The sequence below is a fragment of the Arthrobacter sp. Soil761 genome (genome assembly GCF_001428325.1).
Classification (GTDB): domain Bacteria; phylum Actinomycetota; class Actinomycetes; order Actinomycetales; family Micrococcaceae; genus Arthrobacter.
Genome location: NZ_LMSF01000012.1, coordinates 48648 through 74531 on the forward strand (window position 1 = coordinate 48648; position 25884 = coordinate 74531).

23 protein-coding genes are annotated in these 25884 nt (G+C 65.1%); 9 read left to right on the forward strand and 14 right to left on the reverse strand.

The window, feature by feature from the left end; all coding sequences use genetic code 11:
- Positions 1–107: 107 nt before the first annotated feature.
- Genes ASG79_RS08360 through ASG79_RS08370 form a run of 3 tightly spaced genes read left to right on the forward strand, consistent with a single transcriptional unit; the run spans position 108 to position 2569 of the window.
- Positions 108–1079 (forward strand): aldo/keto reductase, encoded by a 972-nt coding sequence (locus tag ASG79_RS08360; RefSeq protein ID WP_056390781.1) that lies wholly within the window; start codon positions 108–110, stop codon positions 1077–1079.
- 22 nt (positions 1080–1101) lie between these two features.
- Positions 1102–2172 (forward strand): aldo/keto reductase, encoded by a 1071-nt coding sequence (locus ASG79_RS08365; RefSeq protein WP_082581705.1) that lies wholly within the window; start codon positions 1102–1104, stop codon positions 2170–2172.
- Between the two features lie 10 nt (positions 2173–2182).
- A complete protein-coding gene (locus tag ASG79_RS08370; RefSeq protein ID WP_056390100.1) occupies positions 2183–2569 on the forward strand; it encodes a nuclear transport factor 2 family protein in 387 nt (128 codons plus the stop codon).
- A 613-nt stretch (positions 2570–3182) separates the two neighbouring features.
- Here ASG79_RS08370 and ASG79_RS08375 read toward each other — a convergent pair.
- The 10 genes from ASG79_RS08375 to ASG79_RS08415 form a co-directional block, all read right to left on the reverse strand.
- On the reverse strand, positions 3183–4244 hold the full coding sequence (locus ASG79_RS08375; protein ID WP_162256821.1) for a DUF4862 family protein: 1062 nt from the start codon (positions 4242–4244) through the stop codon (positions 3183–3185).
- A 22-nt stretch (positions 4245–4266) separates the two neighbouring features.
- Entirely contained in the window at positions 4267–5217 is a 951-nt protein-coding gene (locus tag ASG79_RS08380; protein WP_056390105.1) for a sugar kinase, read from the reverse strand.
- Positions 5214–5900 carry a bifunctional 4-hydroxy-2-oxoglutarate aldolase/2-dehydro-3-deoxy-phosphogluconate aldolase gene (locus ASG79_RS08385; RefSeq protein WP_082581707.1) on the reverse strand — a complete coding sequence of 229 codons (687 nt, stop codon included), beginning with the start codon at positions 5898–5900 and terminating at the stop codon, positions 5214–5216. Before ASG79_RS08385 ends, ASG79_RS08380 begins: the two co-directional genes overlap by 4 nt.
- A gap of 77 nt (positions 5901–5977) precedes the next feature.
- Complete coding sequence (locus ASG79_RS08390; RefSeq protein ID WP_018771039.1) at positions 5978–7372, reverse strand: MFS transporter; 1395 nt, start codon at positions 7370–7372, stop codon at positions 5978–5980.
- 50 nt (positions 7373–7422) lie between these two features.
- Positions 7423–8475 (reverse strand): alcohol dehydrogenase catalytic domain-containing protein, encoded by a 1053-nt coding sequence (locus tag ASG79_RS08395; protein WP_056390106.1) that lies wholly within the window; start codon positions 8473–8475, stop codon positions 7423–7425.
- The gene (locus tag ASG79_RS08400) at positions 8472–10001 is read right to left on the reverse strand and encodes a mannitol dehydrogenase family protein (protein WP_056390109.1); all 1530 of its coding nucleotides are present in this window, start codon (positions 9999–10001) and stop codon (positions 8472–8474) included. Before ASG79_RS08400 ends, ASG79_RS08395 begins: the two co-directional genes overlap by 4 nt.
- Positions 10002–10003: 2 nt before the next feature.
- Entirely contained in the window at positions 10004–11221 is a 1218-nt protein-coding gene (manD, locus tag ASG79_RS08405; RefSeq protein WP_056390110.1) for a D-mannonate dehydratase ManD, read from the reverse strand.
- Positions 11218–11340, reverse strand: coding sequence for a hypothetical protein (locus ASG79_RS24305; protein WP_268760736.1), 123 nt, complete (start codon positions 11338–11340; stop codon positions 11218–11220). Before ASG79_RS24305 ends, manD begins: the two co-directional genes overlap by 4 nt.
- An 11-nt stretch (positions 11341–11351) precedes the next feature.
- Positions 11352–12197: an NAD(P)-dependent oxidoreductase gene (locus tag ASG79_RS08410; protein WP_235509768.1), complete on the reverse strand. Its 846-nt coding sequence runs from the start codon at positions 12195–12197 to the stop codon at positions 11352–11354.
- Between the two features lie 2 nt (positions 12198–12199).
- Positions 12200–13189, reverse strand: coding sequence for a LacI family DNA-binding transcriptional regulator (locus ASG79_RS08415; RefSeq protein WP_056390111.1), 990 nt, complete (start codon positions 13187–13189; stop codon positions 12200–12202).
- Positions 13190–13417: 228 nt separating this feature from the next.
- On the opposite strand from ASG79_RS08415, the gene ASG79_RS08420 reads away from it, so the two are divergent.
- The 3 genes from ASG79_RS08420 (at position 13418) to ASG79_RS08430 (ending at position 15230) form a co-directional block, all read left to right on the forward strand.
- Positions 13418–14140, forward strand: a complete 723-nt coding sequence (locus tag ASG79_RS08420; RefSeq protein WP_235509769.1) for a serine hydrolase domain-containing protein — start codon at positions 13418–13420, stop codon at positions 14138–14140.
- A gap of 272 nt (positions 14141–14412) precedes the next feature.
- On the forward strand, positions 14413–14664 hold the full coding sequence (locus ASG79_RS08425; protein ID WP_018771032.1) for an SHOCT domain-containing protein: 252 nt from the start codon (positions 14413–14415) through the stop codon (positions 14662–14664).
- Positions 14661–15230 (forward strand): sulfocyanin-like copper-binding protein, encoded by a 570-nt coding sequence (locus ASG79_RS08430; protein ID WP_082581708.1) that lies wholly within the window; start codon positions 14661–14663, stop codon positions 15228–15230. Before ASG79_RS08425 ends, ASG79_RS08430 begins: the two co-directional genes overlap by 4 nt.
- Positions 15231–15353: 123 nt before the next feature.
- On the opposite strand, the gene fdhA is transcribed toward ASG79_RS08430, so the two are convergent.
- The 4 genes from fdhA to ASG79_RS08450 form a co-directional block, all read right to left on the reverse strand.
- Positions 15354–16568 (reverse strand): formaldehyde dehydrogenase, glutathione-independent, encoded by a 1215-nt coding sequence (gene fdhA, locus ASG79_RS08435; protein WP_056390113.1) that lies wholly within the window; start codon positions 16566–16568, stop codon positions 15354–15356.
- A 141-nt stretch (positions 16569–16709) separates the two neighbouring features.
- Positions 16710–18116: a ferredoxin reductase gene (locus ASG79_RS08440; RefSeq protein WP_056390115.1), complete on the reverse strand. Its 1407-nt coding sequence runs from the start codon at positions 18114–18116 to the stop codon at positions 16710–16712.
- Positions 18113–19414 (reverse strand): aromatic ring-hydroxylating oxygenase subunit alpha, encoded by a 1302-nt coding sequence (locus tag ASG79_RS08445; RefSeq protein ID WP_018771028.1) that lies wholly within the window; start codon positions 19412–19414, stop codon positions 18113–18115. Before ASG79_RS08445 ends, ASG79_RS08440 begins: the two co-directional genes overlap by 4 nt.
- A 318-nt stretch (positions 19415–19732) precedes the next feature.
- Positions 19733–20185 (reverse strand): rhodanese-like domain-containing protein, encoded by a 453-nt coding sequence (locus ASG79_RS08450; protein ID WP_056390116.1) that lies wholly within the window; start codon positions 20183–20185, stop codon positions 19733–19735.
- Positions 20186–20444: 259 nt separating this feature from the next.
- Here ASG79_RS08450 and fdh point away from each other — a divergent pair, with 259 nt between their 5' ends.
- The 3 genes from fdh to nrfD are packed head-to-tail and all read left to right on the forward strand — an operon-like array spanning position 20445 to position 25870.
- Positions 20445–23771: a formate dehydrogenase gene (gene fdh, locus ASG79_RS08460; protein ID WP_235509770.1), complete on the forward strand. Its 3327-nt coding sequence runs from the start codon at positions 20445–20447 to the stop codon at positions 23769–23771.
- The gene (locus ASG79_RS08465) at positions 23772–24782 is read left to right on the forward strand and encodes a 4Fe-4S dicluster domain-containing protein (RefSeq protein WP_018771024.1); all 1011 of its coding nucleotides are present in this window, start codon (positions 23772–23774) and stop codon (positions 24780–24782) included.
- Positions 24779–25870, forward strand: a complete 1092-nt coding sequence (nrfD, locus tag ASG79_RS08470) for an NrfD/PsrC family molybdoenzyme membrane anchor subunit (protein ID WP_056390125.1) — start codon at positions 24779–24781, stop codon at positions 25868–25870. Before ASG79_RS08465 ends, nrfD begins: the two co-directional genes overlap by 4 nt.
- The last annotated feature ends 14 nt before the right edge of the window (positions 25871–25884 follow it).

Consider the following 25884-nt stretch of genomic DNA (forward strand, 5'->3'; position numbering starts at 1 on the left):
AACCATTCGGTTAGGGTTAACTTCCACGGCCGGTAGCCGCACGGGACCTCCTGACTGGCCGCTGCCTGTCAGCCCAGTCCCGAAACTCGCAGATGGGAATCCTTGAGATGAAGTACTCAGTTCTCGGCCCGACCGGCGTACGCGTGTCCCGCATCTGCGTGGGCACTGCGACCTTCGGCGTGGCACCGGGCCCACAGGAAGCCGATGGCGTCGTGGGGGCGGCATTGGATCTGGGCATCAACTTCTTCGACACCGCGGATGTCTACGGTTCGACCTCGACGTTCGACCGCCCCGGCGCTCCGCCGGCCGCAGAGCGCGAGTCCGCTGAGGAGATCCTCGGCCGCTCACTGGCCGGCCGGCGGGATGAGGTGGTGCTGGCGACCAAGTCCGGGGAGCGGAGGTTCGATCCGGATGCCGGTCTTTCGCGCCGGTACATCATCCAGCAGGTCGAACAGAGTCTGCGCCGGCTGCGCACTGACCGTATCGACGTCTATTACGCGCATTTCCCGGATCCGAACACGCCCTTGGGGCAGACACTTGCCGTCTACGACGATCTGATCCGGCAGGGGAAGCTGCGGTATGTCGCTTTGTCCAATCACACGGCCTGGCAGATGACCGAGGCCCTGTGGATCGCCGATGACCGCCGGCTGGTCTCTGCCCCCGTGGCCGCGCAGGTGATGTACAGCTTGCTGGACCGAAGCGCCGAAATGGAGCTCGCCGCCGCGTGCGTGCGGTTCGGTATGTCGATCATTCCCTATGCGCCGCTGCACGGCGGTCTTCTGGCCGACTTGTCCGTGCTGGACCGTGAGATCGCAGGGGGCAAGCGTTATTGCGGCCCCGGCTTTACTGCGTCCGAGATCGCGGTCGCCCGCAAGCTCGACCGGCTGGCCCGCGGGTGGGGACTGGGGATGCAGCAGGTCTCGCTGGCCTGGCTGTTGTCCCGCCCGGCCGTGGCGTCGGTGATCGTTGGAGCCGAGACGGCCGAGGAGCTCCGCGCCAACGCCGCCGCTGCAGATGTCGAGCTCACCCAGGAACAGTTGGATGCGGTCTCGGCGCTGACTGCCGGGACCACCTCCTGACCGGAAGATACGAGGAACGCTGATGAAGTACTCATTTCTTGGCCAGACCGGTGTCAGGGTTTCGCGGATTGCGCTGGGCACTGCCACCTTCGGGGTAGCCCCGAGCGCGGAAGACGCAGAGCGTGTCGTCGGTGGTGCGCTTGACCTGGGCATCAACTTCGTCGATACGGCCGACGTCTACGGCAACATGCCCGTATTCGACCGGCCTGGAGCCAAACCTGCCGCGGAGCGCGAACCGGCCGAGCAGATTCTCGGCCGTGCCCTGCAGGGACGCCGTGACGAGATGGTGATCGCCACCAAGTCCAATGGCATCGTCGGGCTCGGCGTCAATGACCGGGGGCTGTCACGCCGGCACATCATTACCCAGGTCGAGACGAGCCTTCGGCGTTTGCAGACTGATTACATCGATCTCTACTACGCCCACGACGTCGACCCGGACACACCGCCGGAACAGACTCTGGCGGTCTATGACGATCTGATCAGGCAGGGCAAGATCCGCTACGTCGGCCTATCCAACCACCCTGCCTGGCACGTCACCCGCGCGCTGTGGATCGCTGATGACCGCCGCCTGCAGGCTCCTGTCGCCGCGCAGGTGAAGTACAACCTCATCGACCGCGCCGCCGAGCGGGAGCTCGCGCCGGCGTGCGGGCAGTTCGGTCTGTCGATCATTCCTTACGCCCCGCTGCATGGCGGACTTCTCGCCGATCTCGCGGTCCTGGATCGTGAGGTCTCCGGCGACGAACGATTCGGCGCACCTGGGTTCTCCGAGGCGGAAGTTTCCCTTGGCCGCGAGGTGGATCGACTCAGCCGTGAATGGGCTTTGGGCACTTACCAGGTCGCCCTGGCATGGCTGCTGTCCCGCCCCGCCGTCGCCTCGGTGATCGTGGGGCCGGAGACTGTCGATGAGCTTCGCGCAAACGCCACCGCGGCGGACATCATGCTGGAGCCGGGCCAGTTGGATGCCCTGACGGCTTTGGCTAGCGAACCACCGGCTTTCCACCATCGCGCCGGTGACGGTCCGCTCAGCTCGCCTGTCAGAGACGGTCGCATGAGCCCACATTCCTTCAAACCTTCCTTAACCACCAAACAGTAAGGACCCAACCATGTCCCGTGCAGAGCAGAGCACCGTCGACTTCCTGACCGAATACTTCGCGGTCATGGAGAAGAAGGATTACGAACGTCTCGGCGACTACTTTGCTGACGACATCACCCTCACCTTCGCCAACGCACCGACCGTCAAAGGTAAGGACGCGGTGCTGGCACAAATGGCCGAGATCGGCGGCAAGGTCGGGTCCTTGGCCCACCCACTGGTCAACGTCTGGCAGGAGGAAGGCGGCATCGTCGCCCTAGAGGTCGACAGCGCCTGGCACTTCCTCGACGGGGTTGAGGTGACGCTCAGGGCCTGCTCAATCTTCACCATTGCCGACCGGAAGTTCACCGACCAGCGCATCTACGTCGATAATGGCCCCATCAACTCTTACCTCAGCTGAACCCAGCAGCGAGAACGAGCCATTCGAACGTTCACTTATGAGCGGCATGCCAAATGGCCAGAAACATTGGAAGCGCGGGGGGACCGCTACTGCGTGTGGGAGTCTCAAGTCGATCCTGAACGCACATTTTATCTGAATAGCGTGATCACCGTAGGCACCGGCTCAGGCTGATTGTTGCTTCCGTGTGGTGGCCAACTCGGGCGTCCCTTCGGATCTGCGCGAACAACTCCACTCTCGACTCCATCCAGACCAGCCCTCCGCCGCATCCATCCAGTGATGAATCCAACGTTGAAGGCGGGGCCACGTATAACCGTCACAGATGCCCGGCGAGTCACGAAGTGGGGCCAGAAATAACCGTTCTACCGGGGCCATCCAAACCTGTCACAGTCAGGCAACCCCGGATTCGTAGTCACCGTTCTGTTCTTCTACCTGGGTGACAGCCTGTGCGGCGGCACCAGGATCCGAAAGGTCGAGGAAGCGCTTGAATCCCTGGAACTTCACCCTCTGACTTTATTCGCTCAAGGATCCGGCCTGAGTCACAACACAGCCCGCTGCCCCAAGCCACCGCTTCTGAGGACAGCGGCGACCTCACCGAGGTCACGTCCAGCCGGGGTCAGGCGCTTCCCGCAGATAGGGTCAAGTCTGTGGGGTCCGGAGTAACCTGCTGCGCGACCGCCAGGCTCTGTGCAATGGCGGTAACGCGCTGCTCCACGCTGGCCTTTGGGGGTGCTGCCACCTTGATTGCCCGGAAGCCTGTTTCGTGCAGGGGGCCGGCTGCCTGCAGGCACTCTTCCATCCGCTCAATGGTCAGGAGCGAGCCAGGTTCGAGGAGCCCATCAGAAGGTACGCCCAGATCGGAAGTCCTGGCCTGGGCTGGTTCTGGTGGGGCGGCCGGTACGTGGACGTCGGCCCAGGCTGGACCGTACTTCGTGTCGATGCTGGAGCATCCGGAAAGCACAACCCCGCCCAGAATTCCGCGGTCACGAAGGTAGGTTATGTGTTCGCGCCCGGCTTCTGGTCGTCGCTGTTCGATCACCGACCGCCCCCAGTTGACGACCATGCCGAAAGGATAACCTGTGGCGTCGCACGCCCGCTGGACTGCTTCTGCCTCCGCTTCCAGGCTGAGGAAGCCTTTGGCCGGTGTTTGGCCTGGCATCAGGGCGTCGCAGTGTTCCAGGACGAGGCGGGCGCCGCCCGTGTCCCGGCCGGCCAGCTCGGTCAGCGAGGCTTCAAGTGCGGCAGCCGACGCGGCATCCTCAATGGCTATCGGGGCGGCATGCAACTCCAGGGCGGCGACGCCGGGCCTCCCCACCTGCCGGTTGAGCCGCTTCACGGACTCCAGCGCATCCTGGACGAAATCCAGTGCTGACCGCCGGCCGGACGCAGACGTCGAGGCAAGGCCGAAGCCCGGGTCAGCCTGCAGCCTGGCCATGGTGCCGGGGATCGTCGTGACCACGAAGCGTGCATTTTCCGGAAGCTGTCGCAGGAACCATGCTTCGTCCTCTTTGTGCAGCTTTCCGGTGAAGGGTATTTCCAGTCCGGCCACGCCATCCAGGGCCAGGACGGAGGCCAGGAACTTTCCTTCAGCCACGGGATCCCATCCCAAGAGGCTGGGCGCGGCCGCATAGGCCCCAATGAAGTAGGGGGCCCTGTCCGGGCTCGTTAAAGGCATCATGGTCTCCATTGGTTTGTGGCCGTCAACGGCTGACGGGCTCACGTGTCTGCAGCATCGCCAATTCGTGGCGGCGGGGGAGCCCTTCCCAGTCGCCTTGGACCAGGCAGGCGAAGGCCCCGGTAATGGTGGCGGTGATGAGTCTGTCCTGCGGTTCCCGGCCTGCTACGAGTTCGGCAAGGTAGCCGGCGACGAATGCGTCGCCGGCTCCCACGGTGTCCACGGCGTCGACGGGCACTGCCTCTTGGCGGAATATCGTGCCGTCGATGAGGGCCAGCGCGCCGTCCGCGCCCAGCTTGACGACGGCCTGGCTTGGACCCAGTGCGGTGATGCGCCGGGCCGCCTCCTCCGGATGGCCGGCTCCGACGGCGATCGCGGCTTCATCGTCGCCCGCGAACACGACGTCGGCGAGCGGGATGATGTCCTGGTAGACACGTTGTGCAGCTTCCGGTGACCACAGGGTTGCGCGATAGTTCAGGTCAAAGGAGACCGTCACGTGGTGGGCACGCGCCAGGTCCACTGCGTATCTCAGGGTCGCTTCCGCACGAGAGGAAAGCGCGGGTGTGATGCCGGTGACGTGCAGCAGGGTCGCTCCTGACACCAGTTGTTCGTCGATGTCCTCCGGCGCGATTCTGGATCCGGCGCTGCCGGACCGGTAGTAGCTGACGCGCTGGGTGGCGGGAGTCCGGCGTTCCTTGATCATCAACCCGGTAGGGGCGGAACGGTCGACGGCGGCCCTGACGTCAACGCCTTCGGCGCGGATTTCCCGCGCCACCAGGCTGCCCAGTGAGTCAGCGCCCACGCGTCCGCACCAGACAGTCTGCACGCCGAGTCGTTGGAGCCCGATGGCGACATTGGATTCCGAGCCGCCGATGCCCAGGCTCAGTGTGGATGTGTGGGCGAGCGGCCCCACCTGCTCCGTGCGCATCAGCGCCATGGTTTCGCCGAAAGTGAGCACGTAAGGCGCGCCGTTCATTGGGTTGCTCCAAGCTGGGCCGCGGTCTGGTCCACCAGGGCGCGGACGCGCCGGGCCCGGGCCGTAAGTTCCTGGAGGTCGCCGCCCTTGAAGGCATCACCCAGCAACGGGCCGCCCAGGCTGACCGCAAGTACTCCTGCCCGGATCCAGGCGGGGACGTCGTCGATGTCCACGCCGCCGGAAGGTATGACCTGGATGTCAGGGAACGGGCCGCGCAGCTGGGAGACGTAGCCGGCACCCACAGTGGAGGCGGGGAAAACCTTTACGGCGGTCGCGCCCAGCTTCCATCCGGCGTGGAGTTCGGTGGGCGTCAGGCCTCCTGGGTAGACGGGGATACCGCGGCGGACGCAGGCTGTGATGATGTCCGGGTCGGTGACGGGGGTGACGATGTACGCCGCGCCAAGGTCCATGGCCGTTTCTGCTTCGTCGGCTGCGGTGACGGTTCCCACGCCGATTTCCAGGGTGTCGCCAAACCTCTCCTGCAGGCGGGGCAGCTCGTCCCAGACTCCTGGCGTGCTCAGGGTCAATTCGATGCTCAGCACTCCGCCGAGCTGAAGTGCTTCGATGACGGGAGCGTAATCGGAGGCGTGGCAGGCACGGAGGACGGCCACAACCCGGGTTGCGCCGAGGATTGCGGATGGGTGCGGGCGCTGAAGCGTGCCTTGGTCATCGAGGCGCTGCATTGAAGGTCCTTCTGCTCTGGTGTGCGGTGGTGACGTGCCCGACGGCGGCGCGTGCCGCCGTCGGGCGTTTAGTCGGTCTATTTGACGTGCTGGGCGGTGGTTGCGTTGGCAGCCCCAGCGGCTGCGGCCGTAACGATTTCGCTGTGGTGCCGGGCATCCTCGGGGTCGGTGAGGTCGCGGTTGAGTGTTTCGGGCGTGAGCCGGGTGGCGATGAAGCTGACCACCATGGTCAGGGACATGTAGATGGCAACCGGGATCCAGGAATTGCTGAAGAGCCCCAGCAGCCCTGCGCAGATCATCGGTGCCACGCCACCGCCGATGATGGAGGAGAACTCGCGTCCCAGGGTGACGCCGGCGTAGCGGTAGCGGCTGCCGAAGATTTCGGGGAAGTAGCTCATGTGGACGCCGACGACGCCCTGGCAGGCAAGCATGAAGCCCACGATGATCACCAGGACGATGGCCACGGGGGACCCGGTGGTGAGGAGCATGAAGGCCGGTGCCGGGAAGAGGATCAGTGCCCCGGTGATGAGCGACACGACGCGCCGGCGGCCGATTTTGTCGGACAGTATCCCGAAGGAGACGGCGGCGACGCCGCCGCACAGTGCGCCGATGAGGAGGACCGGGGGGATGAACTTGGGGTCGGTTCCGACGACGGTGATCAGGTAGGAGGCCATGAACACCTGGATGGTGTACGACTGTGTGCTGACGCCGAGGTTCATGAGGATGACGCGCAGGACGTTGGCCTTGCCGTTTTTGGCGACTTCCTTCAGCGGGGCCGGCGGTACGGTACGGGCCTGCTTGATTTCTTCGAAGACGGGGGACTCATCCAGCTTGCGCCGGATGACCAAGGCTGCAATGGTGACGAAGATGCTGGATAGGAAGACAAGCCGCCAGCCCCAGGTCAGCATGTCGTTAGGGGCGAGGGACTGGGCCGCGATCCACACGAGGGCACCGAGGGCGGTGCCGGCGGCTGCGCCGACCATGATGAGTGAGGCGAGCTTGCCGCGGGTGCCGGGGGCAGCGGATTCGGTGAGCAGGGTTGCGCCGCCGGACTGTTCGGCGCCGGCGCCGAAGCCCTGGGCTGCGCGGCAAACGCAGAGCAGGACCGGGGCAAAGATGCCGATCTGGTCGAAAGTGGGCAGCAGGCCGATGGCCAGGGTGGCGCCACCCATCAGGAGCAGGGTGACCACAAGGACCCATTTGCGGCCGAGCCGGTCGCCGAAGTGGGAGAAGAAGACGCCGCCGAGGGGCCTGAACAGGAAGCCGACGGCGAAGGTGGTGAAGCTGGCGATCAGCGCCGCCGCGGGGGAGACATTGGGGAAGAACAGTTTGCTGAAGACGAGGGCCGAGGCGGTGCCGTAGATGACGAAGTCATACAATTCGAGGGTTGTACCGATGAGGCCGGCGACGGCGGCCTTCCGGACTTTGCTTTGGTCAACGTTCCCCGGGGGAACGTGCGCTGCTGTGGTCATTTCCATACTCCTTTGAATGGATGTCCTGCTGTGCTTCTGGTGGTGCTGAATCAGTAGGTGATGAGGACTTTGAGGTTGGTCGGGTCAACCACCGGTGCCGTAAGGGCCGCCGCGGTATTTTCGAGCGGGTAGGTGCTGGTGATGATGGACTGCAGGTCTACGACGCCGGAGGCCGCGAGGTCGATCGCGGCCGGGAATGCGTTGGCGTAGCGGAAAGCGGTGACGAGGTCGATCTCGTAGCGCTGGAGGAAGCCGAGCGGGATTCCGTCCACGGTGGGTTTGGCCTGGCCGACGACGGTGGCGCGGGTTGCCGGTGCCAGGGTCTGGATGCCTTCAGCGAGGGCGCGGGTGTTCCCGGAGCATTCGATCAGCCGGTCCATGCCTGCAAGGTCAAGTGGTGTGGTGGCGGTGTTGATGGTGCGGGTGGCGCCGAATTTGGTGGCGACGGCGAGGCGGTCGTCGTTCACGTCCGTCACGACGATCTCGGCGGCGCCTTGGGCTGCCGCAACCTGGGCGACGAGGAGCCCGATGGGTCCGGCGCCGGTGATCAGGACGCGCTGGCCTTTGTGGACCTGCGCCCGTTCGACGGCCCAGACGGCGACGGCGAGTGGTTCGATCGCGGCGCCGATTTCCGCCGGGATGGTGTCCGGCAGGGGGTGCACGGCGGCCTCGGGGACCACTACGTGGCGGGCGAAGAGCCCATCGGTCGGTGGGGAACCGAAGCAGGTACCGGTGGGGCAGAGGTTGTAGCGTCCGGACAGGCAGGTGGGACATTCACTGCATGGCAGGGCGGGCTCGATGACCACGGGGGTGCCGCTGGTGATGCCGGCCTGCGGACCTGCGGCAATGACTACGCCGGCGCCTTCATGCCCCAGGACCGTGGGCTGCCGCAGTACGTTGGTGCCGTTGCGTCCCTCGGCGAAGTAGTGCATGTCGGATCCGCAGATTCCGCCGGAGCGCATTTCGACCAGGAGGTCATTCGGGCCCAGGGGCGTTAGTGGTATGTGCTCGATGCGCAGGTCCCGGGCGCCGTGCAGTACGGCGGCCTGGGTGCCGGTGGGAAGCGCGGGCGTGTTCGTTTCGGGAATGGCTTGGGTGGTCATGGCGTGCTCCGCATGATTTGGAGGGACGGGGCTGGAGTAAGGGAAACGGGTGGTCTTGCTTCAGCGATGGCGGCCAGCGGTCCCGATGAGCGAATGATGTCGATGAACTCGCCGGTGCGCAGGATGAACCCGTCGCGTCCGGCCAGTTCCTCGCCGAGGAGGTGGTGGTCCCCGATGACCTTGCGGGCGAGGTCGCGGCCCGAGCGGGACCCTGCTGCGAGTCCGGCCAGCATTCCGCGCGCCGGGTCCTCCATGGCGTGGGCCTGTGGTCCGGGATCGAAGCCGGGCAACGGGGCGATGCATGCAAGATACGCGGCGGTGGTGAGGGCCAGGAGGTGGGGCATCCCGCCGTCGTCGAGCATCTGCAGCGCCGGCAGCGGGATTCGTTGGCGGAGTTTGACGGATCCGTCGGATCCCACCTGGCTGGTGCGGTGGCCAAGGGCCGTGTTGCGCCAGCGGGTGAAGAGCTCTTCCTCGTAGGCGTCCACGTCGACGTCGCGTGGCACCGCGACGGTGGGCAGGTACTCGTTGCGCAGCACGGAGCGGGCAGCTTGTTCGATGGACGGGTGCGAGACGGATTCGGGGATGGTGACGGCGCCGGTCAGGGCACCGAGGTAGGCGATCAGTGAGTGCGTGCCGTTGAGCAGGCGGACTTTCAGCTGCTCATAGCCGCCTACCTCGTGGGAGAACACCGCCCCGCCGGCCTCCCAAGTGGGCCGCCCGGCAATGAAGTTGTCTTCCACGATCCACATGCTGAACGGCTCAGCCGGGACCGGGATCCTGTCGGTGTAGCCGCGCTGGGATGCGACCAGCCTCCGGTAGTGGTCCGTGGTGGCGGGCACGATGCGGTCAACCATGGAGGAAGGGAAGCTGGTGCGGCTGTCAATGAAGGCCAGGGTCTCGGAGGCTTCCTCCGGCGGGAGCAGGGCGGCGAATTCGCGGACCAGCCGCTGGGTGTGGTGGCCGTTGTCGGCCAGGTTGTCGCAGCTGAGGATGGTCACCGTCTCGCCATGCGTCCTGGCTCGGTGCTGCAAGCCGCGGACGATCTGCCCGACGGGAGTCTGGGGTGAGCCGGGAACGGCCAGATCGTGCTGGATTGCCGGATCCTGAAGGTTGAGGGCGCCGGTGGCAGGGGTGTAGTTGTAGCCGTTCTCCGTGACCGTGAGGGACACGATCCGGGTACCGGCGTCGCCGATCGCCTTTACTACCCGGTCCGGGTTGGCGGCTGCCGTGAAGGCATCCGTGTGCACCCGGGGCACCGAATAGGTGGCACCCGCCGGGGAGGTTTCCACCACGGTGTAGAGCATGTCCTGGGCGTGCATGGCATTCGGGATGGTGGAGGAACGGCTGGCAACCCCGATGATGCCCCAGTCACCGCCGTGGGCGGCGACGGCGGCGTCGGTGTAGACGGCCTGATGTGCGCGGTGGAAGTTGCCGAGGCCCAGGTGGACAATCCCGGGAGCCGGTGCTGCCGGCCGTCGCAGGATTCCCGGGGTGGCCGCGGACAGCGGGGGAACGGAGGTCATGGCTACCAGTCCTTCATGGAGCCGTCGAGTTCCCGGGCGATGGGCAGGTAGGCCAGTTTGTAGGGGAACCGGGCTGCCGCCGCCTCGTCCACCTGCACACCGAGGCCGGGTTCTTCTCCGGGATGGAGGTAACCGTCCTCGAATCTGAAGCTGGACTTGAAAACTTCCGACACCAGCGGGTCGTAGCCCATGTATTCCTGGATCGCGAAGTTGCTGGTGGCAAGGCCCAGGTGCAGCGAGGCGGACAGGTTGATGGGCGAGACGTCGGAGGGGCCGTGGGGGGCTCCCTTGATCTGGTACACCTCGGCCAGCGCCAGGATCTTGCGGACGTGGGAGATGCCTCCGGCATGGACGACGGCGGTGCGGATGAAGTCGATGAGCCGCTCCGTAATGAGGTGCTCACAGTCCCAGATGGTGTTGAAGACTTCACCGATGGCCAAGGGGATGGTGGTCTGCTGGCGCAGGGTGCGCAGGAGGCGCTGGTTTTCGGCCGGGGTGACGTCTTCGAGCCAGAACAGGTCCACGTCTTCCAGGGAACGGGCCAGCCGGGCGGCTTCGGTAGGGTTGAGCCGGTGGTGGACGTCGTGGAGCAGCTTCAGCTCGGGACCGACGTGCTCCCGGACGGCCGACAGCACTTTCGGGGCGTGACGGAGGTAGGCGGAGGTGTCCCAGTCCTCTTCGACCGGTCCGGCTCCGCGCCCGGCCGGTTCATAGCCGGCGGCACCCTTGGTGACGCCGTAAACCTTGTCCAGGCCGGGGACGCCGGACTGGGCGCGGACAGCCCGGAAGCCTTGTTCGCGGCGCTGGTCGATCGAGTCGAGGAGCTCCGGGAGGTCCCAGCCCGTGGCGTGGGTGTAGGTGAGGATCTTCTCGCGGGCGGCGCCACCGAGGAGTTGGTAGACGGGGACGCCGAGGGCTTTGCCTTTGATGTCCCAGAGGGCGAGGTCGATCGCGCCGATGGCTGCCATGGTGACCGGTCCCCGGCGCCAGTATGCGCCACGATAGAAGTACTGCCAGGTGTCCTCGATACGGTCGGCGTCGCGTCCGAGCAGTGCGGGGGCGAGGTGGTCCCGGAGGTAGCTGGCGACGGACAGTTCGCGGCCGTTGAGGGTGGCGTCCCCCCAGCCGATCAGCCCGTCGTCGGTGGTGATCTTGAGGGTGACGAAGTTGCGGCTGGGGCTGGTAACGAGGACGTCGACGTCGACGATTTTTCGGGTCATTTGGTGATCACGACATTCTTCAGTGGCTGGTTCGCGGACAGGCGGCTGATGTTTTCGGCTATCTCGAGGGCGCGGCCGCGGAAGGTTTCGGCGGTGACGCCGGATGAGTGCGGGGTCATGATGATGTTGTCTAGCCGGTCGAAGGGCAGGGCGGAGGCATGCCGCGGCCGTCCGGACCGGGGTACTGGTACCAGACGTCGACGGCAGCCCCGGATATTCTGCGGTCCATCAGGGCTTCGTAGAGCGCGGCTTGGTCAACGACAGGGCCGCGGGCAACGTTGACCACCTGCCCCTTGGGGCCCAGGGTGTTCAGTTCCTCGGCGCCGACAAGGGCTGTTGTTTCTGCGCTGAGTGGGATGCTGATGAGCAGAATGTCGGACTCGCTGAGTGCTTCAGCGAGGCGGCCGGTGATCCCGGCCCAGCGCAGGCCGTTTTCCTCCGGGTCGACGCTGCCGCTGCGGGTGATCGCGATGCCTTCCGCCCCGAAGGCCTGGAGCAATTTCCAGGCGGCGCTGCCGATATGGCCAAAGCCAAGGAACGTGACAACGGCTCCGCGGAGTGTTTCCGGCTGCGGGATGTCCTGTGAATATACGGAGGAGGCCCAGACGCCGCTGCGGAGGGCAGCGTCCTGGCCCAGCAGGTTGCGCCGGAGGGCGACCAATGCGGCGGCGATGTACTCGGCGATGGAGCCTTCGTGGTGGAAGGTGTTTGCGCACACCGCGCCGGCTGGCAGGGCGTCGGCTTCAATACCGTCGTAGCCCGCCCCGGCAACATGGACCAGTCGGAGGTTAGGGGCTTGGGCGCCCATGGCCGCGGTGAACTTGGGTCCGACATAGACGTCAGCGTCTTTAAGGTCTGTCAGGACCGAGTGCTCATTCCAGCTGTCGTGCCAGGACGTGAGTGCACCGGCCGGGAGTGCCGCCTCCAAAGTCGCCCTTTGGGGCATCAGATTGGGGTCTGCGATGACAATTCTCATGGTTACTTTCCTTGGAGGGCGTGATCTGCGTTGCGTGCGGCGAAGGTGGAGCCGCGGACGATGAGTTGTGAGCTGAGGTGGACAGCCTCAGTGGTGGAGGGCTTGCCGGCGATCTGTTCGAGGAGGAGCTCGAGGGCCAAGGAGCCGCTTCTGCCGATCGGAACGCGCACGGACGTGAGGCCGGGCTCCGCGGCTGCGGCGATGTCGAGGTCATCAATGCCCACGACACTGATGTCTTCGGGGCAGTGGTACCCGAGGGTCCGGGCTCCGGCGAGCATGCCGATCGCCACCAGGTCGTTGTATGCGATTACCGCGGTTGCACCGCTGGCGACGACTGACGCTGCGGCGGCGAGGCCGCCGTCGACTGTGGCATTCTGGTTGCCGACCGTCACCAGTTCGATTCCCCAGTCATTGCAGAAACGGCTGATGGCTGTGTGGCGTTGCCCGTTCGCCCATGACGAGGCGGGACCGGGAATGTAGGCGATTTTACGGTGGCCGAGCGCGTGAAGGTGTTCCACGGCCTGGCGGAGGCCTTCGCCCGCTTCCATCAACACACGGGCCGCATGGTCGGCTTCACCGTTGATCACCACAAGGGCCGTGTTGCCCGCGAGCTGGTGGATCTGGTCCGAAGGCAGGCGGGGGGAGCAGAGGATGATGCCGTCGACGCCGGCAGCGAATGACTCCAGGTGTTCCCGTTCCCGGGTGGACGACTCGGAAGTGTCTGCCAGCACCATCCTGTGCCGTCCGTGCCAAGCCTGATCCTGGATTGATTTGATCAAAGCCGCGAAAACGGCGTTGGAGATGTCGGGAACAACGACCCCGAAAGTCCGGCTGCCCGACAGGCCAGGCACGTCGTAGCCGAGCTGCAATGCAGCGTCTACCACTTTCTGACGGGTTTCGGCCGCCAGTCGACCCGGATCGCTGAAGGCCCTGGACGCTGTCGCCAGCGATACACCCGCAAGCTTTGCGACATCCGTGAGTTTGGCCGGCATTGGTCCTCCAGTTGCTTCGTTGAAACCCTTCCTCATTAGTATGGAAAGACTTGTACAAGTTTGTCAAGGATTTTCCATGACGTGCATCATTCGGCAGCGCCGTCGACAGCCGCGCCCGATCCTCTGGGTTCTCTACAGAACCAGGTGTAGCCGTTTCTGAACCAGGGCGCCGTTGCCGCGGTCGTGCAGATCCGTTGGCCCGAGGGGGAGTGGTCCAAGGCTTACGGCGTGCGTGACCTTGAGTCCAGGACAACGGCGCAGCCCGCGGACCGGGTGGAGGTGGCGAGCGTCACCAAAACTATGACCGCCGTGGCGGTGCTGAAGCTCGTCGACGATCACCTCATTGGTCTCGACGGTCCCGTCAACGACGTCACTCCCGAGTTCACGTCCTCACTCAAGCCCCCGGGGCCCATCACATTAAGGCAGCTGATGAACCACGCGTCCGGAATGCCCGAGGTAAACGATGCTCTGCCAAAGGACGTTGACTTCCGCCCTGTGCCTTCCAGCACGCTCAGCCTGGAGGAGGGACTCCAGTTAGCCGGGACCCTTCCCTGGACCTCGGCCAGTGTTGGGTCCTTCAAGTATTCGAATACGAACTACCTGGCACTCGGTCTCCTGATCCAAACACTGCGGCACAAGCCTTACATCCAGATCATGCAGGAGGAGGTATTCGACCCCCTCGGTTTGAAGAACACCAGCCTGGACCGCCTCGACCCGCACGAAACCGGACTTCTGCACGGCTACGTAACCCTCCGCGGCGAACGAATCGACACCACAGACAACACCTTCACGGTCGGCAACCCGGCAGCCGGCGCGGTCTCGAGGATGGAAGACCTGAACCTCCTCATGGCCGGCATTTTCCAAGGACGGGAGCTACCAGGCGGCGATGACAGTCACAACGCCATCACTGCCCACCGAACTCGAAGACCCGTCCACCGGGAACAGGCGTGACCTCCTGGACAGCCAGGTCGAGTCCTCCCTGAACGAGACCCTTGACCGGCTCTGCATGTCAGCCAGATGAGAAAGTGCCTGCTGTTCAAGGCTTGGTTTGAACACAGCACAGATGGACGATCCGGCGGAATGCGCCGTCGCGACGGGCGGGACGCCAGGGAATCCCGTGGCTTCGGGAAGGCCCGAAACCAGGTGACTAATGGCTCTGTTCGCCCGTCGGTGACCGCGCAAAGCTGGAATGAACGGCAGGGATTGAAGGGGCGGGTCCGGGGATGATGTACGGATGGTATGGCGACTGGGGTGTGGGCGGTTGGATTGTCATGGCCCTGATGATGCTGCTGTTCTGGGGTGGTGTGGTGACGGTCGTGATTCTTCTGGTCCGCGGCGGACGCCAGGGGCACGGGGGATACTACGGGTCTGCTCATGATGAGGCTGAGCGGATCCTGAATGAACGTTTCGCGCGGGGGGAAATCGACGCTACCGAGCTGAATGAACGCCGGGCTGCTCTCCGACGCAGGCCGTGAAGACACTCTCCCGCAGCACGCAGATCCTGATCGGGGCTATCGCGACAGTACTGCTGACCGCGTTGTCCATGACGGGGATCGCGCTGCTGGGCGGTGGCCCGAATCCGGGCGGAGCATGGAATCCCGGCACCACCCGCTGTGCGGCGCCGAGTTTCGCGGGCACCGTCGTGAACGTCACTACCATCGACAGGGGCGGGACCATGATGGCCGGTCCCAGGATGATGCGCGGCAGCATGCGCCTGACCGCGGACCGGGCCACCGTGGTCCACGGCAAAGTGTCCTTCCTGGTCGTCAACGCCGGCACCATTCCCCATGAAATGCTGGTCGTCCCCGTGGCGGGCACCCAGAGCGCAGGAACGCGCCCCGTGGGCCGGGACGGAAGAGCCGACGAGGCCGGCAGCCTGGGCGAGGCCTCCGCTGCCTGCGCCGAAGGTGAAGGAGAGGGGATCCTGCCGTCCACGAGCGGCTGGGTCACGCTTGACCTGCCGCCCGGGCGGTATGAACTGTTCTGTAATCTCCCGGGCCACTACTGGGCAGGGATGTACACGGAGCTCACCGTCACTTGAACCGGCCGGAGAACCGCAGGCGGCGGGGGAGCGATACCGGACAGGGGGAGCGGGTCCGCCGGTGACGAACCGGCGGACCTCACACGAGGTAGCCTGCCCAGGCAGCCCGCTTCCTGCCCGGATCTAGTTGCTGAGGTAGCCGTTCGGGTCCAGTACGTACTTTGTGGCCGCTCCGGCATCGAATTCCGCGTACCCCCGCGGTGCATCATCGAGCGCTATGGCTGTGGCGTTGACCGCCTTGGCGATCTGGATCTTGTCATGCAGAATCGCCATCATCAGTTGCCGGTTGTACTTCATCACCGGGCACTGGCCGGTCGCGAAGGAGAGGGACTTTGCCCAGCCAGTGCCCAGGGACAGGGACAGTGAACCCTTCTGGGCCGCCTCGTCCGCGGCGCCCGGGTCTCCGGTGACGTAAAGGCCGGGAATGCCCACGGACCCGCCGGCGGCGGTGAGGTCCATCAACGAATTGAGCACGGTGGCCGGCGCTTCCTTGGCGCCATGCCCGTGCCCGCGGGCCTCGAAACCGACTGCGTCAATACCGGCATCGACCTCCCGTACGCCGAGGATCTGCTCGACCTGGTCGGCCGGGTCGCCGTTGGCCACGTTGACGGTTTCGCAGCCAAAGGACCGGGCCTGGGCGAGGCGATCCTCATTGAGGTCCCCTACGATGACCACGGCGGCCCCCAGCAGCTGGGCGCTTGCCGCCGCGGCAAGTCCTACGGGTCCGGCCCCGGCAACATAGACGGTTGACCCGACGCCGACACCTGCCGTGACGGCGCCGTGAAATCCGGTGGGGAGGATGTCGGAGAGCATGGTCAGGTCCAGGATCTTCTCCAGGGCCTGGTCGCGGTCGGGGAACCGCAACAGGTTCCAGTCGGCATAAGGGACCAGGACGTACTCCGCCTGCCCTCCGACCCAGCCGCCCATGTCGACGTAGCCGTAAGCGGATCCTGGGCGGTCCGGGTTCACGTTCAGGCAGATCCCGGTCTTGCGCTCCTTACAGTTCCGGCAGCGCCCGCAGGAGATGTTGAACGGGACCGAGACGATGTCCCCGACCTTGATGAACTCGACGTCGGGCCCGGTCTCGATGACTTCCCCGGTGATCTCGTGACCCAGGACCAGGCCGGCCGGGGCGGTCGTGCGGCCGCGAACCATGTGCTGGTCCGACCCGCAGATGTTGGTGCTCACGGTGCGCAGGATGACGCCGTGCGGGACCTTCCGGCCGACGTTGACGGGATTGACTCCGGGGCCGGCCATCAGTTCAAAGGTGGGGTAGGGGGTATCGATGATTTCGACAATCCCGGGTGCCTTGTACGCAACGGCTTTGTTGGCTGACATGGGCATGGCTCCTATGGTTGGTGTTCGAATTGGCACGGAAGGCCTGACGCCGGCTGCATCAGACCTTCCGTGGGGCAAGAGTTGTCAGTTTTCGTGAAGCAAGGGGGTGGATTGAGGTGCCGGGCGGGCCGGACCGAGCGGCTAGGCGTCGATAACCATGTCGGTCAGCGCGGTTGAACAGCAGGGAAGGAACTTGCCTGCAGTGATCTCACGGGCCCGGATCCCGCCCTGGTGGTTCATCTCCACCTCGCCGGAAAGCTTGACGACTTTGCAGGAGCCGCACATACCCTCCTTGCAGTTCGCGCCGATCCGGACGCCTGCGCGCTGGGCCACTCCGAGGATGTGTTCGTCCGGGCCGATCCGTACATTGATGCCCGTCCGCATGAAGGACAACGTGAGGCTGCCCGTTCCCACAGTGTCAAAGCTCGAGGCGTCGGGGGACGCGGCCTCCGGTTCCGCATCTGATCCGCCTTCGGCGGCCGCCGGGCCCGGGTCGACCGTTTCCAGCGGCAGCCCCGTGGCCTTCAAGGTTCCCTCGTCGTCGTAGCCAGGCTCGTAGAGCCCGAACGCGCTGGGCTGGCTTTCGAAATAGTCCTCGGCGGAATCGGCGATTTCCTCGGCGATCTCCTCCGCGATGTCCGAAGCGAGCGCGATTTCTGCCTGGTATTCAAGGAGTGTCTGGCGATCCCCCGAGAAGAACTCCATGTAAATGGAGGTGTCGTCGACGCCGACCTGCTTAAGCAGCTCGGTGGCGGTGTTCAGGTAACCTTCCGGGCCGCAGGCGTACACCTGGCGGCCGTTGGCATCAGGAGCGACCTCGTCGATCATGGCCGAGGACAGCCTTCCGCTGAAGCCATCCCACTCCTCGGGCCGGCCGCGGTCGCCAAGGGCGTAGAAGACCTTGACGCGCGAGTCCACCGACGCGATGTAGGCCAGTTCCCGGTGGAAGGCAAAGCCGCCGGCTTCCGCTCCGTGGTAGAGCACTACCACATTGGCCGTACCGGGCAGCGAGTGGATGGTCCGCAGCATCGACATGATCGGAGTGATGCCGGCGCCGGCAGCCAGGAAGAGGTACCGTGCGCGCCGGTCGGCATCGGGCAGGTGGAATGCCCCCACGGGTCCCAGCATGTCCAGGACGGTGCCGGGTTTGACGTTGTCATGCACCCACGGTGAAACCAGTCCGCCGGGATCGCGCTTAACGGTGACGCTGAAGGTCCAGGGTTCCGTGGGTGAGCTGGAGATTGAGTAGCTGCGGTCCACGGGTTCCTGGTCCTCGCCGTTCACGGGAAAGGCGATATTCACGTACTGGCCGGCCCTGAATGCCAGGGGTGCGCCGTCGCAGCGGCGGAACACGAAGGTCATCATGCCCCCGGCCTCGGGTACGGTCTCCACACATTCCGCCATGAACTCCTGCGGATGCCAGGGACCCAATGCACGTGCAGCGCGGGCGGGTGCCTCGGCGCTGCCCATTACCCTGTTCCACGGCATCTCAAGGCCACGGATGCGTTGGGGTTCCTGGACTACCGTTTCAGTAAGGAGTTCCGTCATGCCAAGTGCTCCTGAACGCGCTGAACGTACCAGTTGATGAAGGCCTCCACCTGGTATTCGCTCTTCATGTAGGGGCCGGGCTGGTAGGCAGGGCTGCCGGCACCCTTCTGGCACAGCTCCACGAACGCCTTGTCCTGCAGGTTTGTCTGCTTCCAGGTGTAGGTGAGCTTGTCCAGGTCGTAGTCGACGCCTTCTTCCGCGTCGTCCGCCACGAGCCAGGTGGTTCGCACCAGCGACTGGTGTTCGTTGATGGGGAAGACACCGAAGGTGATGACGTGGTCCCCAAGGAAATGGAACCAGCTGTTGGGCTGCAGGTGCATCGAGCAGCGGCCAAGGCGGAAGTCCGGAAGGTCGCCAAGCAGTTTCTTGGAAAGCCTGCGTCCGTCGGGCGAGAACGATTCACCCTCGCCGTCGAGCGATTCCCGTGAGATGCGGATTCCCGCGATGCGCGTGTCGAGCTCCTCGACCACCTCGTAGGGAAGGCCGTAGCGGCGGCAGCGCTCCTCGAGCGATGACTGTGCGTTCTTGTTGCGGTCCCACACTTCCTCAAGGTGCGTCGGGATCAGCCCCTCCGTGAGGCCCCAGGTGGGGAAGAGGGAGCAGGCGAGTTCGGGGTGGCCGTCACAGTGGTAGCACTCCCGGTTGTTCTCCATGACCAGCTTCCAGTTGCCCTCTTCGATGATGTTCTGCTGGTAGGCAATCTTCGTCTTCGACAGATCGTGGGGCGCGAGGTAGGGCTCAAAGATCTTTGCGGTTTCATCGAAGTCCGTCGGCGGCACGTCCGCAATGCAGACGAAGATCAGTCCTGCCACCTCGCGGCCGTGGGCGCGCTTGAGGCCGAAGCAGCTCTTGTCGAACTTCGTTTCCCCCGGGGCCGAGGCGTGGATCAAATCGCCGCTGGGCGAGTAGGTCCAGGAGTGGTAGCCGCAGACCAGGTTTCCCGTTGATCCCGTGGATTCCGTCAGGACGCGGGCGCCGCGGTGCCGGCACACGTTGTGCAGTACGTTCACGCCGCCGTCGTCGTTGCGCAGCACGATCAGGGAATAGGGCCCGTAGTCGACAGTGACGTAGTCGCCCGGTTCCGGCAGTTCGGCAGTGCTGGCGGCAAAGATCCAGTGCTGCCCGAAAATGGCCTCCATGTCGATATTGAAGATCGTCGGGTCCGTGTAGAAGGGGGCATCGAGGGAATATCCCGTGCGCCGGAACTCGAACAGTTCGGTGATTTCCGCCAGTTGCTCGGCAGGCAGGGATGCAGCGAGTTTTCCGCGCTTGAGGGGGACGTTCACTGAAGCAGTCATGTTGGGTTTCCTCCCGGGAGGGCTGGCTGGTGTGCGATTCGTGGCGACCACAGAGTTGGAGGCGGCAACCGGCGTTGCCGCAACTTTGCAGTCATAAAGGTTGGGGAGGATCGACCTGCACCAATGCGTCCGTCGGGGACGTCCCTGTTCGCGCTGTACGCAACATCGATCACCATATGCAACAGTGTGACTCGTGCCACGCAGGGTGTCAATCTATTAATTGACGCCGCCAAAAACTACGAAAAAACGTGCTGACTGGACCCGGGCGCGCATCAGCTAAGGCGTGTGAAATCCGGTTGGACGCTGGCCCGGGGCCGGTTACTCACTGCTTTGGTTGCGCAACGCCGCCCACGCCTGGAAACCGCCGATCAGGTCGGTGGCACGGATCAGCCCCAGCCTCTGCAGGGTGTGCGCAGCGAGGCTGGAACTGTAGCCCTCGTTGCACACAACCACGATGCGGCGGGCGGGGTCGTCAGCGATCGGGAGCCGATGGGCGCTGGAAGGATCGAGCCGCCACTCAAGAACGTTGCGGTCGATCACGACGGCTCCCGGAATTTCGCCGTCCCGGTCCCGCTGATCCACGGGCCGAATGTCAACAACAAGGGCGCCCGCTGCCATTTCCCGCTCAAGATCCGAAGGGTGGACACGCACGAGCCCGCTGCGGCTCTCTTCCAGTAACTGGTCGACCGTAAGGGCCGCGGGGGTGCCGCCCGCATGCGAACCGCGTTCGCCGCCTTCAGCGCCGTCGTCGGAGTTATCAAACTGGTTCAAAATTTTCTCCCTTTACCTTCTGATGCGTCCATCGTTCCACCATGAAGCTGAACGCGGGGACGGTCGGACCGGGGCGAATGTCTTTTTGCGTCCGCCTGGGGGAGGGGGCACCGGCGGAAGGTGCACGACGGCGGTGCGTCCCGTCGTCGTGCTCCTTGACTTTTGTGGGGACTACTTGAATTTCGGCGCCGTAGTTTCTGCGGAAGACACGCGAACGCTGTCCTGTTGCTTTCGCGGCGCTTCGGGATATGCTCCACAAATGGCACCGCGAAGTTTCCTTCAATGGCCGGTCATCCGTCAATTGTCGACGGGGGATCTGCTGGGCCGTGGGCCCGCTGTCACCTCGGCCAAGACCCAGGCCATTGCCCCCCGCACAGCTACTGCTGACCGCGTTGTCCAGAGCGTCTGCCCCTACTGCGCCGTGGGTTGCGGACAGCGTGTCTACGTCAAGGACGAAAAGGTCATCCAGATCGAAGGCGATCCGGACTCACCCATCTCGCGCGGCCGCCTGTGCCCCAAGGGTTCTGCCAGCGAGCAACTGGTCAATTCACCAGGCCGGCAGACCAAGGTGCTTTACCGTGCGCCGCGCTCCAGGGAGTGGGAACACCTGGATTTGGCCACGGCCGTCGAGATGGTGGCGGACCGGTTCATCGAAACGCGCCGCAGGACGTGGCAGCAGGAGGACGACCAGGGCCGGCTGCTTCGCCGCACCATGGGCATTGCTTCGCTGGGCGGCGCAACCCTGGACAACGAAGAAAACTACCTGATCAAGAAGCTCTTCACGGCTGCAGGGGCGGTGCAGACCGAGAACCAGGCCCGCATATGACACTCCGCCACGGTTCCCAGTTTGGGAGCCTCGTTTGGACGCGGTGGTGCAACGCAGTCACTGCAGGACATGGCCAACGCCGATTGCATCGTTATCCAGGGTTCCAACATGGCCGAGTGCCATCCCGTGGGATACCAGTGGGTAGCGGAGGCTAAAGCCCGCGGAGCCAAGGTCATCCACGTTGACCCCAGGTTCACGCGGACGTCGGCAGTGTCGGATAAGCACATTCCCATTCGTGCAGGCTCCGACGTGGTTCTCCTTGGTGCGCTCATCAACTATGTCCTCACCAATGACCTGTGGTTCAAGGAGTACGTCAGCGCGTACACGAACGCCGCCACGCTGGTCCATGAGGATTACCGCGACGCCGAGGACCTGGGTGGGCTGTTCTCCGGCTTTGATCCGGAGAAGCGCGCCTACGACACGTCATCGTGGGCCTATGCGGAAAAAGGGGACGGTGCCATCGATGAGCCCGGGCCAGGTTCGGAACACGGAGCCGATGCCACGGCCCGCGCCGCCGGCCACGCCTTTGGCAGCGGCGGACCACCTTTGGAGCACGCCGAAGTGCAGCGCGACGACACCCTCCAGGACCCGCGGACTGTTTTCCAGATCGTCAAGCGGCACTACGCCCGCTACACCCCGGAGATGGTCCAGGACATGTGCGGGATCGACGCCGCGGACTTCGAGTACCTGGCGCGCTCCATCACGGAAAACTCCGGGCGCGACCGCACGACGTGTTTCGCCTACGCCGTCGGCTGGACCCAGCACTCCCTTGGGACTCAGTTCATCCGGGCCGCCGCCATCCTGCAGCTTCTGCTCGGGAACGTCGGACGCCCCGGTGGCGGGATCATGGCCCTGCGTGGCCATGCCAGCATCCAGGGCTCAACGGACATCCCCACCCTTTTCAACCTTCTGCCCGGGTACCTGCCCATGCCCAGCGCCGGACGCCATGACAGCCTTGAGGAGTACCTGTCAGTCATTGGCTCGAAGCAACAGAAGGGTTTTTGGGCTGATGCCGACGCCTACACCATCAGCCTCCTAAAGGCCTGGTGGGGTGAGGCTGCCAACGCGGACAACGACTGGGCTTACGACTATCTCCCGAGACTGACGGGGGCCCACGGAACGTACGAGACAGTAATGGGCATGCTCGAGGATGAAGTTGAGGGCTACTTCCTTCTCGGCCAGAATCCTGCAGTGGGTTCGGCCCACGGCCGGATGCAACGCCTGGCCATGTCGCACCTGAAGTGGCTGGTGGTGCGTGACTTGAACCTCATCGAGTCGGCCACGTGGTGGAAAGACGGTCCGGAAATTGAATCCGGGGAGCTGCGCACCGAGGACATCGAGACCGAAGTGTTCTTCCTGCCTGCCGCAACCCACGTTGAGAAAGCCGGCTCTTTCACCCAGACCCAGCGCCTGCTGCAGTGGCGGCACCAGGCGGTGTCGCCGCCGGGGGAGTGCCAGAGCGAGCTGCAGTTCTTCTTCGAACTGGGCCAGCGGATCCGGGAGAAACTGGCCGGATCGCAGGACGAACGGGACCGTCCGCTGCTGGACCTCACTTGGGACTACCCCACGGACGGGCATGGCGAACCTGATGGTGAAGCCGTGCTGGCGGAAATCAACGGCCGCCACCTGGACGGCCCGGATGCGGGCAAGCCGCTCTCGGCATACACCGAACTGCGCGCCGACGGATCCACGGCGGCCGGCTGCTGGATCTACACCGGCGTGTACGCTGACGGTGTCAACCATGCCGCCAACCGGAAGCCGGGCAAGGAACAGGGGCCTGCGGCCCCGGAATGGGGCTGGGCATGGCCGGCCAACCGCCGGATCCTCTACAACCGCGCGTCGGCTGATCCGGCCGGCAACCCGTGGAGCGAGCGGAAGAAATACATCTGGTGGGACCAGGAACAGGGTAAGTGGGTCGGAGACGACGTGCCGGACTTCCCGGTTGACCGGGCACCTGGCAGCAAACCCGATCCCTCTGTCGGTGGTCCAGCCGCACTCAGCGGTGATGATCCCTTTATCATGCAGGCAGACGGCAAAGGCTGGTTGTTCGCGCCGAAGGGCCTCATGGATGGACCCCTTCCCACCCATTACGAGGCGCAGGAATCACCGGTGGCGAACGCGCTTTATCCGCAGCAGCAAAGTCCTGCGCGGCTGGTGTTCCCCCGCGCGGACAACCTCAGCGCACCGAGCGCCGGCACCAGCGGGGCAGACGTCTACCCGTTCGTCTTCACCACATATCGGCTCACGGAGCACCATACGGCGGGTGGGATGAGCCGCTGGCTCCCATACCTGTCGGAGCTCCAGCCGGAGATGTTCTGCGAGGTCTCGCCTGAACTGGCCGCCGAGCGCGGACTTGAGCCGTACGGGTGGGCCACGATCATTTCGCCGCGCTCCGCCATCGAGGCGAAGGTTCTTGTCACGGACCGGATGAGGCCCCTGGCTGTTGGCGGCCACACCGTGCATCAAATTGGGCTGCCCTACCACTGGGGCGTCGGCAGCAATGCCGTGGTCAGTGGTGACGCGGCCAACGACCTGCTGGGTGTGACCCTGGACCCCAACGTCCAGATCCAGGAGTCCAAGGTGGCTTCGTGCGATATCCGTCCGGGCCGCCGTCCGCGGGGGAAGGAACTGCTTGCCCTGGTTGCGGAGTACCAGGCCCGGGCAGGAGTGACCATCGAGACGGGGAACAGCGCCGTCACCAATCCGACGGCGGAAGGCAACAAACCCGCCCCGCATACCGATCCCACAACGGAGGACTAGATGGGCCAGCTGTCCGGACCGACCGACCCCACCGCCGATGCCCACTGGGAACACAACCATCCGCGCAAGGGATTCTTCACCGATACCTCGATCTGCATCGGCTGCAAGGCCTGCGAAGTTGCCTGCAAGGAATGGAACCACAACCCGCAGGACGGAAACCTCGAGTTGCTGGGGTCTTCCTACGACAACACCGGATCCCTGGGCGCCAGCACCTGGCGGCATGTGGCGTTCATTGAGCAAGGCCAGGAACGCATTACCGAGGCCCGGGAATCCGGGCGGGCCCTGGTCAATTTGGGCATGCCCCGCATTGGTCCTCCCGCCACGGCAGGGTCCGCAGCGACCGACCTGGCAGAGGCCGACACGACGCCCCCGGACACGGCAGACTTCCGGTGGCTGATGTCCTCTGACGTCTGCAAGCACTGCACCCACGCCGGATGCCTTGACGTCTGTCCCACGGGGGCCCTTTTCCGTACCGAATTCGGCACCGTGGTGGTCCAGGACGACGTCTGCAACGGCTGCGGAACCTGCGTGGCCGGGTGCCCCTTCGGCGTGATCGAACGCCGCAGCAATGGCACGGTGAAGGTGGCCGGCCAGCGGGACGAGCAGCACGAAAAGCATCCCGCCGACCCCAACGTGGGCGTGGCCCAGAAGTGCACGTTGTGCTACGACAGGCTGGTGGCCGATGAGACGCCCGCGTGCGCCAAGGCATGCCCGACGACGTCCATCAAGTTCGGCGACCACGACGACATGGTGGAAACAGCCCGGGAGCGGGTGGCCCACCTGCACGCGCAAGGCCTCACCGAAGCGCGGCTCTACGGTGCGAACGAGAACGACGGCGTCGGTGGAACGGGATCGGTCTTCCTGCTGCTGGATGAGCCCGAGGTGTACGGGCTCCCGCCGGACCCGCGCGTCCCCACAGCCGACCTGCCGCAGATGTACCGGCGGGCAGGCATGGCTGTAGCGGGCATGGCCGCGGCTGCAGCATTGGCTTTCCTGGGAGGACGGGCGTGACCCTTTCGGAATTCGACAGCTTCCGGCCGGCGGAGCGTGCCCGGCGCCGCCGGCAGGACGGCAAACCCGGCCTGCGCCGCCGCAGGGACAACGGGGACGGTTCCCGCGAAGTGCCCATGGTCCCGGAGCCTGAATTCACCTCTTACTACGGCCGCCCCGTCGTAAAGCCCGCGCCGTGGGGCGATGACGTTGCCATCTACCTGTTCCTGGGCGGCGTGGCAGCAGGCTCGGCGCTGCTTGGCCTCGGCGGCCAGTTGACCGGACGGCCGATACTTCGCCGGAATGCCCGGCTGGGTGCCTTGGCCGCCGTGAGTGCCGGCGCCGTCGCGTTGGTGAAGGACCTGGGCAGGCCGGAGCGTTTCCTGCATATGCTGCGGACCTTCAAAGTGACCTCGCCGATGAGCGTGGGCTCCTGGATCCTCAGCGCCTTCAGCGCAGGTGCGGGCGTTGCCGCAGTGGCCGAAATCGACCGGATGAGCGGAAACCGGCTGCCGCTGGGACCCTTGCGCAGGGTGCTGCAGGCCGTGGAAGGACCGGCGGGCGTCGAGGCTGCGGTGTTCGCCGGACCATTGGCGGCATACACAGCTGTGCTGCTTGGCGACACCGCCACCCCCACCTGGAACGCTGCGCACGAGGAACTGCCGTTCGTCTTCGTCAGTTCGGCGTGCCTCGCTTCTGCCGGGCTCGCCATGGTCACCACGCCGGCCCGCGAGACCGGTCCCGCCCGCAAACTCGCGGTGCTTGGCGTCGTGGGCGACGTGCTTGCCATGAAGATCATGGAGCGCCGGATGGATCCGGTGGCAGCCGAGCCCCTTCATCAGGGCAAGGCAGGCACCATGCTGAAGTGGAGCGAGCGGTTGGCAGTCGCCGGCGGCCTGGGAACCGTGCTGGGTGGCCGCAACCGCGTCGCAGCTGCCGCTTCGGGGGTGGCGTTGCTGGCCGCTTCTGCACTGACCCGGTTTGGCATCTTCGAAGCGGGGCTGGCCTCTGCCAAGGACCCGCGGTACACCATCGAACCGCAGAAGGCCCGGCTCGCAGCCCGCCGCGCAGCCGGCGTAACCGGCGACGCGATCACGACCGCCAGCTGACCTGGCCGCCAGGC